Source organism: Gordonia polyisoprenivorans NBRC 16320 = JCM 10675 (genome assembly GCF_000241325.1).
GTDB classification, from domain to species: domain Bacteria; phylum Actinomycetota; class Actinomycetes; order Mycobacteriales; family Mycobacteriaceae; genus Gordonia; species Gordonia polyisoprenivorans.
Window position 1 is genome coordinate 1 of sequence record NZ_BAEI01000104.1, and the last position, 15,194, is coordinate 15,194.

At 61.9% G+C, this 15,194-nt stretch carries 19 protein-coding genes, 1 tRNA gene and 1 pseudogene; 15 read left to right on the forward strand and 6 right to left on the reverse strand.

The genetic code is table 11. The features are described 5' to 3' along the window. Positions 1–855 precede the first annotated feature (855 nt). The 6 genes from GOPIP_RS27730 to GOPIP_RS28950 all read left to right on the forward strand — a co-directional run bounded on the left by GOPIP_RS27730 (position 856) and on the right by GOPIP_RS28950 (position 4,413). Positions 856–1,107: a hypothetical protein gene (locus tag GOPIP_RS27730; protein ID WP_138944192.1), complete on the forward strand. Its 252-nt coding sequence runs from the start codon at positions 856–858 to the stop codon at positions 1,105–1,107. After that, a complete protein-coding gene (locus tag GOPIP_RS27735; RefSeq protein ID WP_006373230.1) occupies positions 1,104–1,601 on the forward strand; it encodes a hypothetical protein in 498 nt (165 codons plus the stop codon). Before GOPIP_RS27730 ends, GOPIP_RS27735 begins: the two co-directional genes overlap by 4 nt. Positions 1,602–1,628: 27 nt before the next feature. Then, positions 1,629–2,363, forward strand: coding sequence for a hypothetical protein (locus GOPIP_RS27740; RefSeq protein ID WP_006373231.1), 735 nt, complete (start codon positions 1,629–1,631; stop codon positions 2,361–2,363). Continuing rightward, positions 2,360–2,503 carry a hypothetical protein gene (locus GOPIP_RS29235; RefSeq protein ID WP_165776295.1) on the forward strand — a complete coding sequence of 48 codons (144 nt, stop codon included), beginning with the start codon at positions 2,360–2,362 and terminating at the stop codon, positions 2,501–2,503. Before GOPIP_RS27740 ends, GOPIP_RS29235 begins: the two co-directional genes overlap by 4 nt. 815 nt (positions 2,504–3,318) lie before the next feature. Then, positions 3,319–3,657, forward strand: a complete 339-nt coding sequence (locus GOPIP_RS27745; RefSeq protein WP_006373234.1) for a hypothetical protein — start codon at positions 3,319–3,321, stop codon at positions 3,655–3,657. Positions 3,658–3,672: 15 nt separating this feature from the next. Next, the gene (locus GOPIP_RS28950) at positions 3,673–4,413 is read left to right on the forward strand and encodes a hypothetical protein (RefSeq protein ID WP_006373235.1); all 741 of its coding nucleotides are present in this window, start codon (positions 3,673–3,675) and stop codon (positions 4,411–4,413) included. Here the strand turns inward: GOPIP_RS28950 and GOPIP_RS27750 are convergent. Then, a complete protein-coding gene (locus GOPIP_RS27750; protein WP_006373236.1) occupies positions 4,372–4,752 on the reverse strand; it encodes a hypothetical protein in 381 nt (126 codons plus the stop codon). The genes GOPIP_RS28950 and GOPIP_RS27750 overlap by 42 nt on opposite strands. A 246-nt stretch (positions 4,753–4,998) precedes the next feature. Here GOPIP_RS27750 and GOPIP_RS29955 point away from each other — a divergent pair. After that, positions 4,999–5,157 (forward strand): annotated as a pseudogene (locus tag GOPIP_RS29955) (DUF4236 domain-containing protein); the annotation flags it as partial. A 108-nt stretch (positions 5,158–5,265) separates the two neighbouring features. Further along, the gene (locus GOPIP_RS28545; protein WP_240523947.1) at positions 5,266–6,012 is read left to right on the forward strand and encodes a hypothetical protein; all 747 of its coding nucleotides are present in this window, start codon (positions 5,266–5,268) and stop codon (positions 6,010–6,012) included. Positions 6,013–6,073: 61 nt separating this feature from the next. Here the strand turns inward: GOPIP_RS28545 and GOPIP_RS27760 are convergent, their stop codons facing one another. The 5 genes from GOPIP_RS27760 to GOPIP_RS27780 form a co-directional block, all read right to left on the reverse strand. Then, the gene (locus GOPIP_RS27760; protein WP_035728939.1) at positions 6,074–6,667 is read right to left on the reverse strand and encodes a hypothetical protein; all 594 of its coding nucleotides are present in this window, start codon (positions 6,665–6,667) and stop codon (positions 6,074–6,076) included. Positions 6,668–7,059: 392 nt separating this feature from the next. Further along, a complete protein-coding gene (locus GOPIP_RS27765; protein ID WP_006373239.1) occupies positions 7,060–7,314 on the reverse strand; it encodes a hypothetical protein in 255 nt (84 codons plus the stop codon). Continuing rightward, on the reverse strand, positions 7,311–7,508 hold the full coding sequence (locus GOPIP_RS27770; RefSeq protein WP_006373240.1) for a hypothetical protein: 198 nt from the start codon (positions 7,506–7,508) through the stop codon (positions 7,311–7,313). The genes GOPIP_RS27765 and GOPIP_RS27770 overlap by 4 nt, the downstream gene beginning before the upstream one ends. After that, positions 7,505–7,933 (reverse strand): hypothetical protein, encoded by a 429-nt coding sequence (locus tag GOPIP_RS27775; RefSeq protein ID WP_133092107.1) that lies wholly within the window; start codon positions 7,931–7,933, stop codon positions 7,505–7,507. Before GOPIP_RS27775 ends, GOPIP_RS27770 begins: the two co-directional genes overlap by 4 nt. 248 nt (positions 7,934–8,181) lie before the next feature. Further along, positions 8,182–8,255: transfer RNA gene (locus GOPIP_RS27780), tRNA-Leu, on the reverse strand. 146 nt (positions 8,256–8,401) lie between these two features. On the opposite strand from GOPIP_RS27780, the gene GOPIP_RS27785 reads away from it, so the two are divergent. The 7 genes from GOPIP_RS27785 (at position 8,402) to GOPIP_RS27815 (ending at position 15,146) form a co-directional block, all read left to right on the forward strand. Then, entirely contained in the window at positions 8,402–9,028 is a 627-nt protein-coding gene (locus GOPIP_RS27785) for an ANTAR domain-containing response regulator (protein WP_006373242.1), read from the forward strand. 163 nt (positions 9,029–9,191) lie between these two features. Further along, entirely contained in the window at positions 9,192–10,421 is a 1,230-nt protein-coding gene (locus GOPIP_RS27790) for a branched-chain amino acid ABC transporter substrate-binding protein (protein ID WP_035728942.1), read from the forward strand. 88 nt (positions 10,422–10,509) lie between these two features. Then, on the forward strand, positions 10,510–11,556 hold the full coding sequence (locus GOPIP_RS27795) for a branched-chain amino acid ABC transporter permease (RefSeq protein ID WP_006373245.1): 1,047 nt from the start codon (positions 10,510–10,512) through the stop codon (positions 11,554–11,556). Beyond that, entirely contained in the window at positions 11,553–12,758 is a 1,206-nt protein-coding gene (locus GOPIP_RS27800) for a branched-chain amino acid ABC transporter permease (protein ID WP_035728943.1), read from the forward strand. Before GOPIP_RS27795 ends, GOPIP_RS27800 begins: the two co-directional genes overlap by 4 nt. Beyond that, on the forward strand, positions 12,755–13,732 hold the full coding sequence (locus tag GOPIP_RS27805; protein ID WP_006373247.1) for an ABC transporter ATP-binding protein: 978 nt from the start codon (positions 12,755–12,757) through the stop codon (positions 13,730–13,732). The genes GOPIP_RS27800 and GOPIP_RS27805 overlap by 4 nt, the downstream gene beginning before the upstream one ends. Before the next feature lie 67 nt (positions 13,733–13,799). Next, a complete protein-coding gene (locus GOPIP_RS27810) occupies positions 13,800–14,543 on the forward strand; it encodes an ABC transporter ATP-binding protein (protein WP_006373248.1) in 744 nt (247 codons plus the stop codon). Between the two features lie 36 nt (positions 14,544–14,579). After that, positions 14,580–15,146, forward strand: coding sequence for a GNAT family N-acetyltransferase (locus GOPIP_RS27815; protein WP_006373249.1), 567 nt, complete (start codon positions 14,580–14,582; stop codon positions 15,144–15,146). The last annotated feature ends 48 nt before the right edge of the window (positions 15,147–15,194 follow it).

Sequence of the window (15,194 nt, forward strand, 5' to 3'; positions counted from 1 at the left end):
CCCCCTGCGAGACCGTCAGTTTTCATCAGGCGAGAATTGATCGCTGGTTGGCGATCATCCGATTTCCACGCAGATACGCCAATCGGTGGCTGTAATGAATCATAAGCCAAGAATCGACCTGTCAGTTGTATTCACCCTCGCAACGGCAAAAAATCGCTCTACGACGCAATCAGGCACCTGAATCGTAAGCTGGAAGACACGACATCGGATAAGCGAGCACTCAAGCAAGTGAACGTCCTTTTGCATGACCAAAAAGGTACACAAATCTGCGAGATCAACCTTGGACACAAAATTGCCACCAAACAACGAGTCATCATTCTCAAACGAGACTCATATTCAACAGCAATCCACTTGCCACTTGAAAAGGCGTATGAGTTCGCCGACCTCATCGTAGCAATCAAAGAACAAACAGAACGACGGGAAACCGCATGACATATATTTCAACCTCCGAAACGATCTCCACTTCGGGAGCCGAAGCGCCACCCCTCCACCTATCGAAATACCAGTTCGGGAACGGCCAACGCGTCGTCATCAGCCAGGGCGGTGGCGGGATCACCTTCCCTATTGAGGATGCTGCGCGCATTGCCGAAGCCATCCGACACACCGCGCAGGCGTGACCGTGGCGAGAATCCCAGCCAGTCCCGACCGTCCGAGCATCCGGGTTGAGCACCCCCAGATCGGGCAGCGTTACCCCTACGCCGTCACCGATATCCCCAGTGGGCGCACGCTCCTACGGTTCACCGAAGGCGAAGCCCTACACGTTGCAGAGCATCTGTTCATCCGGGCGGGCGCTCAGAATCGAGAGCGGGCCATCTCGCACCTCACGCGCGTTGTTGACGCCCTGACGGGGGAGCGGTGATGGCGCGGCTGAAATGGAAGCGTCACACGCCGATCGTGGTCGCCGGCATCCCCGGTAACCCGGTGCATCTGATCGAGATCCGCGCCACCAGTGCCGACCTGGCAATCTCGCTGAGTGTCGAGGAGGCCATGCGCGCCGGAGAGCAACTACTCACCGCTGCAGCGCGTTTCGACCACGATGGAGCGATCCGTCACCTGACTAATGCTGTCGATCGGGTTATGCGATCCTCCGAGGAGGCCGCTCAATGAGCACAAAACCATTGGCCACCGTCGATGACATCGCCGTCCGTCTCGGAAAGATTCTGCACGAAGGCAGTCCGGAGTACGAACGCGCCGAAGCTGCGATCTGGGATGCCTCTGTCCGCGCTGTCGAGATCACTGAAACTGACTGGTCGGGTCCGGGCCAGACCGTACCCGAGGGTGTCAAACGTGTGGTGCTCGCTGCAGCGCAACGTCTGTTCCGCAATCCAGATCGATTCGTTACCAATCAAGCCGGAACGTTCGCGGCGACCCTGCCGATCAGCGATTTCATCACGGGCGACATTCTTTTAGCTGCTGAGGTCGCAGCCCTCACCATGCACCGGCTTCGTCCCGGCACGGTGTGGACGATTGAGTCCACTCGGGAAGACGGCAGCGGGATCATCGAGCCCGCCGATCCTGACTCGTACGTCGCTGACGGCATCAATCAAGGCCTCGGAGACCCGTTCTACGCCGGTTCCGGCTGGTCACACGGTCCGTGGTGACCGATCCCTACCTCTGAAAGATACGAAATGCCTATTTCACCAAGCTACTTCCCAGGCCGCGACAAGCGCGCCATCGTCACCATGAGCCCGGTGCTGCACGCTCTCGGTCTGCTGACCGATGCTGACCTCGACCGGGTGCACGCCCTGATCGACCGGGCTGAGATGGCCTCGCGCACCGCTTACGAGGCAGCGTCCCTCACCCTGGCCGCAGCAACCACCGTAGGAACGAAACTTGCCGCAGACGACAAAGTGGACTCGGTGCGCATCTTGAAAGCCGCTACCGACCTGCCATCACAAAACGCTGTAGACGCGGTAGCCACCTCAATCTACGAGACCTGCATTATCGCTGCGCGTGACATCGCGTTCGCAAACACAGGCCAGATCGCCGGCACCCTCACCGAACAGTACGAGCAGATCAGCGACGAGTTCCATACCCTCGACCTCGGCGGTGTCCGATCAGATCGGGCCGCGATCGACGCGGGCAAGGTTGACGAGTTCCGCCAGTTCCACCACTTGCAGGACAGCTACAACGCGTTGCGTGAGATCCACGCCCTGGCCCGAGACAACCATCTGATCCCGACGCCGCGCATGGACTCAGAACACGGCGAGCACTGGAAATTCCGGCTTCCCAAGGACCGGATGCAGGCCCTCGGAGCCGACGAGTTGGGTCGGTTCGCCGAAGAACTTCGTCGCCGCCCGTATTGCCCGACTACGCGAGATGAAGCTCTGGCGATCGGCGCAGGATGGGGGAACGCGGCATGACCGTCTTCGATCCGGAAGTGGCTGCGATCATCGCTGACCACGCCAACGACCCCGACGATCCTCACGATCCCGACCACAGTGACGACGCTGTAGTCGATCCCGGTTTGGTCGACAGACTGTTCAAATGGTTGAACCTGTGACCGCCCAGAGGCAGGGACCGTTCGCGGCAGGGACCATCACAATTCACGACGAAACCCCCAACGTTGTGGACGCGGTTCTCGCCAGTGACAACGACTCCCGCACTCAGGGACTCAGCGAACGAGAGCGTAGCGCACGCGGGTTCCTCTACGGTGACTGAGAAACTGTGCCCCCAATGCGGCGAAAACAAAACCCGTGAACAATTCCCGAAAGATAGATCTACTAAAGACGGATTAGCGAGTAAATGCACCGAATGTGACCGAAAGCAATCCGCCGACTATTATCACCGCAACAGGCAATTGGTATTAGCTCGGCAGAGCGCGAGATACTGGCGGAAAGAAACGCAACGACTGCGTGAAATCGTCGCCTCAGAAGCGCCCTGACAGGCAAAACGAATTCCCCCTAGTCCAATTATGGCTAGGGGGAATTCGTCTGCATATGGGCGTCTGAGCCAGTGTTTACGGGGTGTTCTCGCGTAGCGTTTGGCCTGGCGAGAGAAAAGGTCGCTGGGAGGCAGATATAGACCGGTCTCGCCGACGAGGGGGCACCCCCCACCCTGACTTCTGACCTGCGCAAATGCTGATCTCGGGTGGCGTGCGGTGACGCTCGGACACTCGTCCGCCACTCACACGAACGGCACGATTACGGGCCGCTGAGGGTCGTTCTTGCGGGCGATTGTTGCTGCGCCTTGTGATGGGGTGGGTGGGGTCAATTACGGGGTGTGAGGGTGAGGGTTGCGCGACTATCGCGATGATGATTACATTGGAAATGCGCCGCACTCGTCTCGGCGCAAAATCCACCTCCGAGAGGAATTCTCATGTCTGTCATTTCTGCTCTGATTTTGGTCGGGTTCGTCGTAGTCGGTGTGTTCATCGCGTTGGCGATGTATGGCGCGTACCTCGAACGGCACCCCGAGAAGACCGAGATTGGCCGGGAGATGCGCGGCCACTATCAGGAGGTGGTGGAGAACTCGGTCGCGATGGCCTACAAGGCTGGGATGGCAGACGGGCAGGGCCGGACAACTCCGGTGGCCGCAGCGCAACCGACTCAGCGGGTCAACGAGCCTGCTGCTGATGTGATCCACACTTCGGGTAGTGACAACGATCCTGAGGACTGGTGGAAGCAGGCAGCGGGCGATAACAAGAACATGAATTGAGATAAGGGGACGTTTATGGCAAGTATGGGTAAAGAGGCTGAAAGTGTCTTGGAATGGTTTTCGGGTCGTCGGTTCGCGGACTCACTTGGTGGCGACACTGTGCAAGACGAATTCGACTTTGTGAAACATGAGTTTTATCCAGAGGTTCGTGAACGCAAAGAAGATGAGCGGGCGTGCCGAGTTTTCGCGGAGTTTGTTGCTGACGCTGTATCACGAAAGACGCCACGTGAATGGCGGCGATTGTTTCGTCGTCTTGGTTTTCGGGCAATGTATGGACGCACAGTGATCTGGGCCGATAGTCGACCCGAGTATCCGATACTGCTGTGGCGTGTCGCTGACGATTGGCGGCAGGGTTTATCGTGGGCTACTGATGCGCGGTCGTGTCATTCACACCTGGTGCTGCATGGTGGGAAGTCGACGGGAACACTGTGGTGCTCGGTTGTTCCGCCTGAGGCTGTTCTGGGGATCGTTTGGTATGAGCGTGGTGCCGCAGCAGGAGCAGCGCCATTGTGGCGAACGGTTGATCTGCCTGCGCATGGGCGTGTGATTGTGGCTGTCGATGACAGCGCAGAAGTTATTGTCGATTCCACAAAGCTGACTAATTCGGAACGTATCGAAGTCGGCGGTGTGACGAGCATGTACAGGTTTGAACACCTTTATGCCGATGTGCCTGACATGCTCGCTAAGAAGGTCGTAGGTGCCGCTTGGGCAGGTTCAGCAGTAGGCGGAAGCGTAGGGGCCGTAACCACGATGTAGGTCAGTCAAGTGTCCATCGACGTAGATGTTGCATTGCACGTACGAACCATCGCTTTCGAAATTCGTTGAAATCCACGAGGACGGGATGTCGTACTCATCGGTGGTGCGATAAGTCCTCGTCAGGTAGTAGTTGCCCTTCTCGGTCTTCTGAAGGAACTTCCTGTTCGTGCGTGTGAAGCTGTCGGTCGGGGTGGTGTAGTGGTAGTCGACGCTGGTCGTATTGGTGTAGAACACGTACTTCACTTCGATGCTGGTGGAGGCGGTTGCCGGCGCTGTTGTGGCGATCGTCGTGGCTGCGGCGAGGGCTGCGAGGGTGGCGGCTACTGCTGAGCGCTTCATCGGTGTGGTGCTCTACTTCCGGTGCATGGGTCGGGTAGCTCATGCTCTCATCACGGGTTCGCGTTTCGGGCATTCGGAGCACAGAAGAGTTCGGTCAGATGACACGGGCAACGGTCAGATGACACGGCAATAGGTCCGTCTCTGCTCGGTGATGGCTGGGCGGGGCGCTTTCGTTGTATCTGAGGTATCTAGACATGTCGGGCATCGCTTCATCATCATGTCCTTACCGGCGTATCTTTCTCATGCATGGGAGCCCGATTCCGGAAGAGCATCAACCTTGGTGGCGGCGTCAAAGTGAACCTGAACGCGAAGTCCGCAAGTATCTCAGCAGGTGTGCCAGGTGCGCGTGTTACGTACAACTCGAAGGGACAGCGGACCACGAGCGTCGGATTGCCGGGGACTGGCGTGGCCTACAGGACAACCAAAAAGGTAACCACGCAAAGTGGTCACACGGTATCTTCGGTTGCTGCGAGCGGCGCTGGGTCGCCACAGGCGGGCCACAGGGGCGCTTCGTTGCCGAAGTCCCGCGATGAGAAGAAGTTCACAAAGGTGGTAGCGAAGTCGGCCAAGAATCCGGACGCGTTGCGCGAGTGGTTGACTCATCCGGAGTTGGGAGAGGCTGCGGGTCTGATGATGGGGGCTGCCTACTGGGTAGGTGGGCACTCGGCGTGGGCTGGTGGCCGATTTGCTAACGCTCTGTCCGTAGCTCCGTCTCCGGCGTCTGAAGGGTTCTATGCACGGCATCCGATCGAAATTCAGCTGGAGATGGCTGGGGCCACCGCGAAGGTTGGCGTCAACCGGGCGGGTGCATCGTTGCTTCTGGCGGCTATCCACAACCAGAGCCGAGAGTTCGAACGTGCGCTAGCGGCACTCGCAGAAGCTGAAGAATCGGACGTAAGAACAGCGATGGAAGCGATGTTTCTGTACAACCTTGAGCGGCACGAGGACGTGTTACATGCAACTCGATGGGTCCAGTCGGGTGTCAATAGCCCATTCGGCGGCCTGGCGTTGATTCTGCGCGGCTGCGCGTTGCGGGAGTTGGGTAGGCCGTTCGAAGCTCAGATGGCGATGGATGGCGCGATACATGGAATCGTGTCGAGTCGACCGCTCATGGACTTGTGCGACTTCGAGCGGGCGAAAACGTATGCGGCGCGGCCCGGAGGCACAACCGTTGCACGGATGACGTTGCAGTCGTTGCGCGCACGGAATCCTGGCTATCCTGGCCTAGAAGCGGCGCTCGCTGCTCTGCAGGACGAGTAAGGCTTGACTGCTAAACGAACCCTGACGGGTGCCCCCGAGGCGCACCGACCCCGCTAAGTGGTCAGGGCATCGTTCGCGACGACTGCCGAATCTCGGTGAGTCCACCACGGATGACGAAGGTGACCGCGTATGTGATGCCTTGATTGTCGATCGCGCTTACGGCGTATTGGCCTGAATCGTCGATGCCGTCGGATTTGAGACTTAGCTGGGATACCGGAATGCCGAATTTGCTCTCGACGGCCCGCATTCCGTAGGCGGCTATCTCGTCCTGCGTGAGATCTTCGAGTTTGCCGTGATGTACGGTGTATCCCCGGTTTCGCAGCTCGTTGATAAGGGTGCCGATTGCCATGCCGATCGTTGTATCGAGCCCGATTGAGCCGATATGTGCTGCGGTCTCGATGAAGAACTGCGCCTGTGCTCCTGCAGCTCCCCAATGTGTCTCGGACCGGCGCTGGACCAGTACGTAGGGTGTCGCGAGTACGACTGTGCCGTTCTCATCGGCCTTGTGGAACATCGCTTCGAGAGCGTCGTTCAACCAGTCGAGGTCGATCTTCCCATTCGGTTGGATTACGATCCTGTAGTTGTCGAGCACCTGATTGTGATCCGGGTTCTCGTACAACTCGATTACTACTTGGTCGCGGTAACTGTCGGTCATCGTCCGAGCGTATGCCGGCGGATCGAACCCTGACGGGTGCTCGCGCGTTGACCCCATCCCGGACCGACCCACGAACCCGAGCCCTTGATCGCGTCAGGCCACGACCGATTGACACCTGACCCGACGGGTAGGCGGTAACCGTGTGGCACCCGTACTCGGTTCGCGACATCGAGAGTGGTGGCCCCCAAGCACGGTGGGGGACTGGGCTACGTGCTGCCCGCTGGTTTACGTCGAGCGGTACAAGAACGACGGGCACACTCGGTCGAATCGGTCGGTGTGCGCAGCGCCCTCGGTGGAGTCGAACCACCGCAACGACCATCAGGGCCACCCCACAAGGGGCTCTCATTCAGCCTGTGACGCAACAAAATCCACGCCACCAACACAGGTGAGGGTTACGAGTTGAGGGCGTCCCAGACGGCACGAGCATCGTTGAGAGCAGCGATCAGTCCGTCGAGTTCGCGACGGTTGTTGACTTCCACGGTGTCGCGACGATCACCAATCACGATGACGGGCGCGTCGGTCTTGTCGGTGAGTAGGTTGTGTCCACTGATCAGGTCGACGGTGAGGTGGTCACCGATCGCGGCGCGCACCCACGTGTAGGCGGTCCATCCGTCGTCTTCCGGTGGATCGATGTGCGGGGTGGTCACTGGCCACCACCTACAGCGTCGCGGAGGGCTTGGCGGTATCCGTCGTCATAGTCAGGATCGTCATCGGGGTCGGGTGTGACCGCGAGAAGTTTGTTGGTGATGATTCCCAATAGTGGGCCGGGGAGCTGCGCCAACGTTTCGGTCGCTGCCCGGTAGCCGTTGGTGAACTGATCGGGTCCGATGACTGCGGTCACGACTGACCACCGATCCATGCGGCGACAGCAGGCAACGAGGCCAGATACTCGCGAACGCTCACACCCGTCAGCGACGACAGCGCACGAAGCACCTCACACGCGGTGACCTTCAGATCAGGGGCGAGGTTGTCGGCAGCGTCTTCGAACTGGCCCAACCATGCTCGGAGGTGCCCGGCTTGCGGGTTGCTGGGGTCGATGTCGTGGGCTTGCCATGCGGCAGTGTTGAGCGCTTCGATGGCGGTGTTGATCGGCGTGCGGTGGGTGTGGCGGTAGGTGTCGGCGCGGTCTTTCGCAGCGAAGGCGATATCTCGGCACATGCTGTGGAGGGGTGTGCCTTGGGCGTCGATCATTCGGTTCCAGGCGCGGTCTGCGGCTTGGTCGAGCAGGGTTTGTGTGGCGGCAATGACTGCAGCGTCGTTGTTCATGCGTGCCACCCCATGCGGATGCATACAGCCATTACGGTGATCGGGAGCGGGTACAAGCACGCGAAGATGAGTAGCGCGCTGACGATGATTCGGGCGTGATTCAAGGGTGTTCCTTCCAACAGTTCGCACGGTTGGACAGGTCACAAAAACCCGCTTGGGGACACCCCTTTGCCCCATCGATGTCCCACGGAGAGTGGCGTGGGACAAGTCGCGGAACTAAAAAACCCCTGATGAACAGGGGTTTCACGTGCCCTCGGTGAGACTCGAACTCACACTGTACGGGTTTTGAATCCGTTGCCTCTGCCAATTGGGCTACGAGGGCATGCAACTGCGCCAAGCTGCGAGAGACGAGTCTAGTAGATCGGCCGAGCAGCGATCCAACCGGTACTCTTCCCCTCATCGTCCGTCGTGCGCGACGGGCGTGGCCTGGGTGTTCACGCAGGTCGATCGCTCGACGTGGAGGAGGGGATGGTGACGGTGGTGGACAGTGCGCCGGTGACGCAGGACGGAGCGCAGGCGGGCCACAAGGTTCTCGTGGCCGAGGACGACTCGCTGATCCGGATGGACCTCATCGAGATGTTGCGCGAAGAGGGCTACGACGTCGTCGGTGAGGCACCCAACGGTCAGGCGGCCGTCGAGCTGACCGAACAGCTCGCCCCCGATCTGGTGATCATGGACATCAAGATGCCCGTGCGGGACGGAATCGATGCGGCCGGCGAGATCGCGAGCAAGCGGCTGGCCCCGGTGGTCATGCTCACCGCATTCAGTCAGCGCGACTTCATCGAGAAGGCCCGCGAGGCCGGAGCGATGGCCTATCTGGTGAAGCCCTTCACCAAGGCCGATCTCGTGCCCGCCATCGAGGTGGCGGTGAGTCGGTATCAGGAACTTCGCGAACTCGAGAAAGAGGTCGCGTCGATGACCGACCGTCTCGAGACCCGCAAACTCGTCGAGCGGGCCAAGGGCCTGTTGATGGAGAAGCAGTCGTTGTCGGAACCTGAGGCGTTCAAGTGGATTCAGCGCGCGGCGATGGACCGCCGTACCACGATGAAGGCCGTGGCGCAGGTTGTGGTGGAGACACTCGGTCCGCAGGAGTGACCTCGACGGGTCGTTCGTTAAATCTCTGAAACAAGCTCGATGCCGATCTGCGCGGTTTCCCTCAGTTACCCCGCGCCGGCCGGTCGTCGGGTCTATGTTCCTCTCAGGATCTACGGGGTAGATCTCCCGGCGACGCCGGGCGGGCGGATGAGAGGCAACAAGTATGCGACGTCGAATGGCGACCGCAGCGATCGCGGTGACACTGACGGGAATCCTCGCAGTCTCGGCGTGTAGTAGTAAGTCCACTGATTCTGGGTCCGGTGCGAGTGGCGGCTCGTCGGCGAGTAATTCGGGTCTGACGATCTCGGCTCTCAATCAGATCAATACCGAGGGCAAAGAGGTCCCGCCGGCCGCGGAGTCGGCGGCTCTGAACCCGGCCCAGCCCGGCGGCGCCAAGTGCGATCCGTCGACCATCGCCATGGCCGGCGCCCTCACCGGCGCCAACGCGGCACTCGGTATCAACATCGTCAACGGTGCACAGCTGGCCGTCGATCAGCACAACAAGGCGAACCCCGACTGCAAGATCACCTTGAAGCGCTTCGACACCGAGGGAGACCCGCAGAAGGCCACCCAGGTCGCCCCGCAGATCACCAACGACAACTCGATCATCGGCTTGATCGGTCCGGCGTTCTCGGGCGAGACCAAGGCCACCGGCGGCATCTTCAATCAGGCCGGTCTGGTGTCGGTGACCGCCTCGGCCACCAACGCCGCACTGACGCAGAACGGCTGGAAGACCTTCTTCCGCGGGCTGGCCAATGACGACGCCCAAGGCGCGGCGGTCGGCAAGTACCTGACCAACACCCTGGGCAAGAAGAAGGTCTGTGTCATCGAGGACGACAGCGCCTACGGTGTCGGCCTGGCCGCGGTGGTGACCAAGTCGCTCGGCTCGGCCGCCGACTCGGCCTGCTCGGGCAACGTCAAGACCGGTGAGCGCGACTTCTCCGCGATCATCTCGAAGGTGACCGCCGCGAGTCCCGACGCCGTGTTCTACGCCGGGTACTACGCCGAGGCAGCACCGCTGGCCCAGCAGTTGAAGTCGGCCGCACCCAATGTGACCTTCGCGTCCGGTGACGGCACGAACGACCCGCAATTCGTTGCCCAGGCCGGAGATTCGGCCAAGGGTGCCTACCTGTCGTGCCCGTGTGGTCCGGCGCCGGCAACGCTGGCCAAGGAGTACCAGGCGGCGTTCAACCAGGCCTCCGGCGTCTACTCGGTGCAGGCCTACGACATCGCCTCGATCATGATGAAGGGCATCGAAGAGGGCAACACCACGCGTCCGAAGCTGCTGGAGTTCATCCGGACCTACAAGGGCCAGGGATTGGCCGGCCCGTACTCGTGGACACCGGACGGCGAGCTCACCTCGTCGCTGATCTGGGTCTACGAGGTCAAGTAAGTCCGACACATCCGGTGCGCCCGGCCACCGTCCGGTGGTCCGGGCGCACCGCATGTTGCTGCTCTCATCCGGCTGAAGGGGAGGAAACGTGAGCACACTCTTCGCGGCGGCCCAGACGACCACCGACGTGGCGTCGACCATCGGCTTCGACGTCCACTCGCTCGTCGACGGTTTCTGGGGTCTGACCATCGAGGGATTGACCTACGGATCGGTGTATGCCCTTGTCGCAGTGGGTTACACACTGGTCTACGGCGTACTGAGACTGATCAACTTCGCGCATTCCGAGGTGTTCATGCTCGGCATGTTCGGCACCTACATCGGCCTGCTCATCATGGGTTTCAGTCCGTCGGGCAACGTCTACGCCGAGGGCACGCTGATGACCGTGGTGTATCTCGCGCTCGCGGGACTGTGCGGCATGGTCGTGGCCGGCGGTGCCGCCGTCGGACTGGAGTTCGTCGCATATCGACCACTACGACGTCGCAACGCCAAACCGCTGGCATTCCTCATCACCGCGATCGGCATGTCGTTCGTGCTCCAGGAGTTCGTGCACTACGTGCTGCCAAAGGTTCCGGTGGACCCGCCGCTGGGCGGATCGAGCGCACAGCCGACGATCCGGCTGGCCCAGGCCGTCGAGGAGTTCACCATCTTCGGTGCGCCGGTCACCAATCTGACGATGGTGATCATCCTGTCGGCGATCGTGTTGGCGCTCGGCACCGATTTCATGATCAACAAGACACGTTTGGGACGCGGCATCCGGTCGGTGGCCCAGGACCCCGATGCGGCCCTGCTCATGGGGGTCTCGCGGGAGCGAATCATCCTGGTCACCTTCTTGATCGGCGGCCTGCTCGCCGGCGCCGCGGCACTGCTCTACACCTTGCGTGTACCGAACGGGATCATCTTCAACGGCGGATTCATCCTGGGCATCAAAGCGTTCTGCGCCGCGGTACTCGGTGGCATCGGCAACGTCCGCGGCGCACTCCTCGGCGGCCTGCTGCTCGGGGTGATGGAGAACTACGGGTCGGTGGTGTTCGGCAACCAGTGGAAGGACGTGGTGGCCTTCGCCTTGCTGATCCTGGTGCTCATGTTCCGTCCGACGGGCATCCTGGGAGAGAAGCTCGGAAAGGCGAGGGTATGACGACTGCACCGACATCGCTCACGTCGCCCGAACGTCATGGGCTGGGCGACGCCATCCGAACCTGGTGGGAAGGCCTCCCACGGGTCATGCAGTGGCTCGTCGGGGTTCCGCTGATCATCCTGATCGCTCTGCTCCCCGTCATCAATCCACCGCTGATCACCACGACCGCCACCAACTTCGGGGTGGTGATGGCGACCTTCGCGATGACCGCCCTGATCGCGATCGGTCTCAACGTGGTGGTCGGGCAGACCGGTCTCCTCGACCTCGGGTACGTCGGGTTCTACGCCGTCGGCGCCTACGTCGTCGCGCTGCTGACCAGCCCGTCGAGCCCGTTGTGGGGCAGCACCGACCACGGATTCTTCTCCGGTCCGTGGGCGTGGCTGGCGTGTGTGCCGCTCGCGATCATCATCACCGGGATCACCGGTGTCATCCTGGGTACCCCGACGCTGCGCGTGCGCGGCGACTACCTCGCGATCGTGACCCTCGGGTTCGGTGAGATTGTGCGGTTGCTCGCCGACAACCTCACCGACGTCACCAACGGCGCCACCGGGTTGCAGAGCGTGCTCTACCCGGAGATCGGCCGGTCCGCCGACAGCCCCGGTGGTGTGTTCTCGACCGCCAACAACACCTCGTCACTCAACTACGGCGTGTGGTGGTACTGGTTCGGCATCGCTGCGGTGATCATCGTGCTCATCGTCATCGGCAACCTCGAACGCAGCCGGGTGGGTCGTTCCTGGGTGGCCATCCGCGAGGACGAGGACGCCGCCGAGATCATGGGTGTGCCGACCTTCAAATACAAACTGTGGGCGTTCGTCATCGGAGCCGGCATCGGCGGCCTGTCCGGGGCGTTCTACGCGGGGCAGGTGCAGTATGTCGACCCGACGGCGTTCACCGTCATCAACTCCATGCTGTTCCTGTGTGCGGTGGTCCTCGGCGGCCAGGGCAACAAGCTCGGCGTGATCGCCGGAGCGTTCATCATCATCTACCTGCCGGCCCGCGTGCAGGGCATCTCGGTGGGTGGAGAAGCGTTGAGCGAGTACAAGTATCTGTTCTTCGGGATCGCCCTCGTGGTGCTCATGATCTTCCGTCCGCAGGGGCTGTTCCCAGCACGCGCCCGACTGATCACGTTCGGACGCCAGGTGTATGCCGCGATCCGGCGCACCCCCAAACGGGCGACGCCGACCGAGGAGGCGGCCGCATGAGTCACCGCACGCCCGACGAGCCCAACCCGGCATCTGCTACACCGGATCTCACCAAGCAGATCGCCGAGGTGAACTCCGACCCCGAGGCCACCACCCTGGTCAATCCGGCCGAGATCGACCCGGATCTGGCCGATCCCGAAGCGGTCGCCGAAGCCGTTGCACCGCAACGTGATATCGCAGTCGACGAAGGTGAGACCCTACTCAAGGTGGAGGGGCTCACCGTCGAATTCGGTGGGTTGGCCGCCCTCGACGACGTCAGTTTCGAGATCCGCCGCGGTGAGATCCTCGGCCTCATCGGGCCGAACGGTGCGGGAAAGACGACCTGCTTCAACGCGATCACCGGGGTGTATCGGCCCACCCGCGGCACGGTCACCTTCGACAATGCGCCGCTGGGAAAGCTCAAGCAGCACAAGATCACCCGCCGAGGTATCGCCCGCACCTTCCAGAACGTCCGGCTCTGGGGAGAGATGACGGCGCTGGAAAACGTCTGTGTGGGCACCGATGCGCGCCACAAGACCTCGGTGTTCGGCGGCATCCTGCGGACGCCCCGGCATTACCGTGAAGAGCGTGATGCCGTGGATCGCGGGATGGCACTGCTGGAGTTCGTCGGGATCGGTCCACGCGCTGCGGAAAAGGCATCCAACCTGCCCTACGGCGATCAGCGTCGACTCGAGATCGCACGAGCACTGGCCACCGAACCGAAACTCCTGTGCCTCGACGAACCCGCCGCCGGATTCAACCCGAGCGAGAAGACGGCGCTGATGGGCCTGATCGAGAAGATCCGACAGGACGGGTACACGATCCTGCTCATCGAACACGACATGCGACTGGTCATGGGCGTCACCGACCGGATCGTGGTGCTCGAGTTCGGCCGCAAGATCGCCGAGGGGTCACCCAAAGACGTCCGCGACAATCCGGCGGTGATCGCCGCCTACCTGGGGGTACCCGATGATCAGATCGACGAACATGTCTGAGCCGCACGAGTTTGCAGCGCGAGAGCCAGAGCCGCGAGAGTCAGAGCCGCGAGAGTCGGGGCAGTCTGTGTCAGGGAAATCGGTCTCGGTACCGCCGGTTCTCGAACTCACCGACGTCGTCATCCACTACGGACGCATCCAGGCGCTGCACGGCATCTCGTTGCGGGTCGAGGCGGGCGAACTCGTGACGCTGCTCGGCGCCAACGGTGCCGGCAAGTCGACGACGATGCGCGGGATCTCCGGGCTGAACAAGCTGACACAGGGCGACATTCGCTTCAACGGAGAGTCGATCACCCGCCTCGCACCACACGAGCGGGTCAAACGCGGCATCATCCAGGTGCCGGAGGGACGGCGCATCTTCCCGGGGATGACGGTCCTCGAGAACCTCGACATGGGTTGCTACGGGCGGAAATTCGAGAACAAGACGGCCTACAACGAGGCCCTGGAGCATGTGTTCGAGGTGTTTCCGCGGCTCGGTGAACGCCGAAAACAATTCGGTGGAACGATGTCCGGTGGTGAGCAGCAGATGCTGGCCATCGGGCGTGCGCTGATGGCTCGGCCCAAGCTGCTCCTGCTCGACGAACCGTCGATGGGGCTGGCGCCCATGGTGATCCAACAGATCTTCCGGATCATCGGACAGATCAACAGCGAGGGCACGACGATCCTGCTGGTCGAACAGAATGCGCAGCAGGCGCTGAGCCGGTCCGACCGCGGCTACATCCTCGAAACCGGGTCGATCACCAAGGAGGGGGCAGGCAAGGATCTGCTCGTCGACGACGCCGTGCGCGAGGCCTACCTCGGCGTCGCCTGAGTCCGGTTCGCCTCGGCCTGCACGTAGAGTCGGGACATGGCCGATACGACGGTTGTTCCCACCCGCGATCTCGATGTGACCAGTTCGCTTCTGGCGCAAGCCTTCATCGACGATCCGGTCACCCGGTGGATCGCGCCGGATCCGCGCGGCGACGTGCAGATGTTCCGCACCCTGGTCCGGTGGACGCACCGCAGTGACGTGGCGCCGGACCTCGCGGTACGTGCCGGGGAGCCGGTCGGGGTCGCGGTGTGGGATCCGCCCGGGTACCGGGTGTCGCGTCTCGACGAGATCCGTGCGCTTCCCGGGTTCGTCTCCTCGCTGCGGACGGGCGTTCGTCGCGGTGCGGTGGTCGAGTCGACTTTCGCGAGGCTGCGACCCGAGGAACCGCACTGGTATCTCGGGCAGCTCGGCGCGATCCGGCATGGTGAGGGCATCGGCACCGCCTTGCTCGAGGCCGGGATCACACGCGTCGACGGACCGGCGTACCTCGAGAGCTCCAACGTCGCCAACATCCCGCTGTACGAGCGCTTCGGGTTTGAGGTGGTGCGCGAGGTGCGGCTTCCCGGCGGCCCGTCGGTGTGGCCGATGTTCCGCAAGGGATGACCGCCTCGCCGGGTTCGGCCGGTGGTCGCGGGCGGCGAAGGTCTGTCG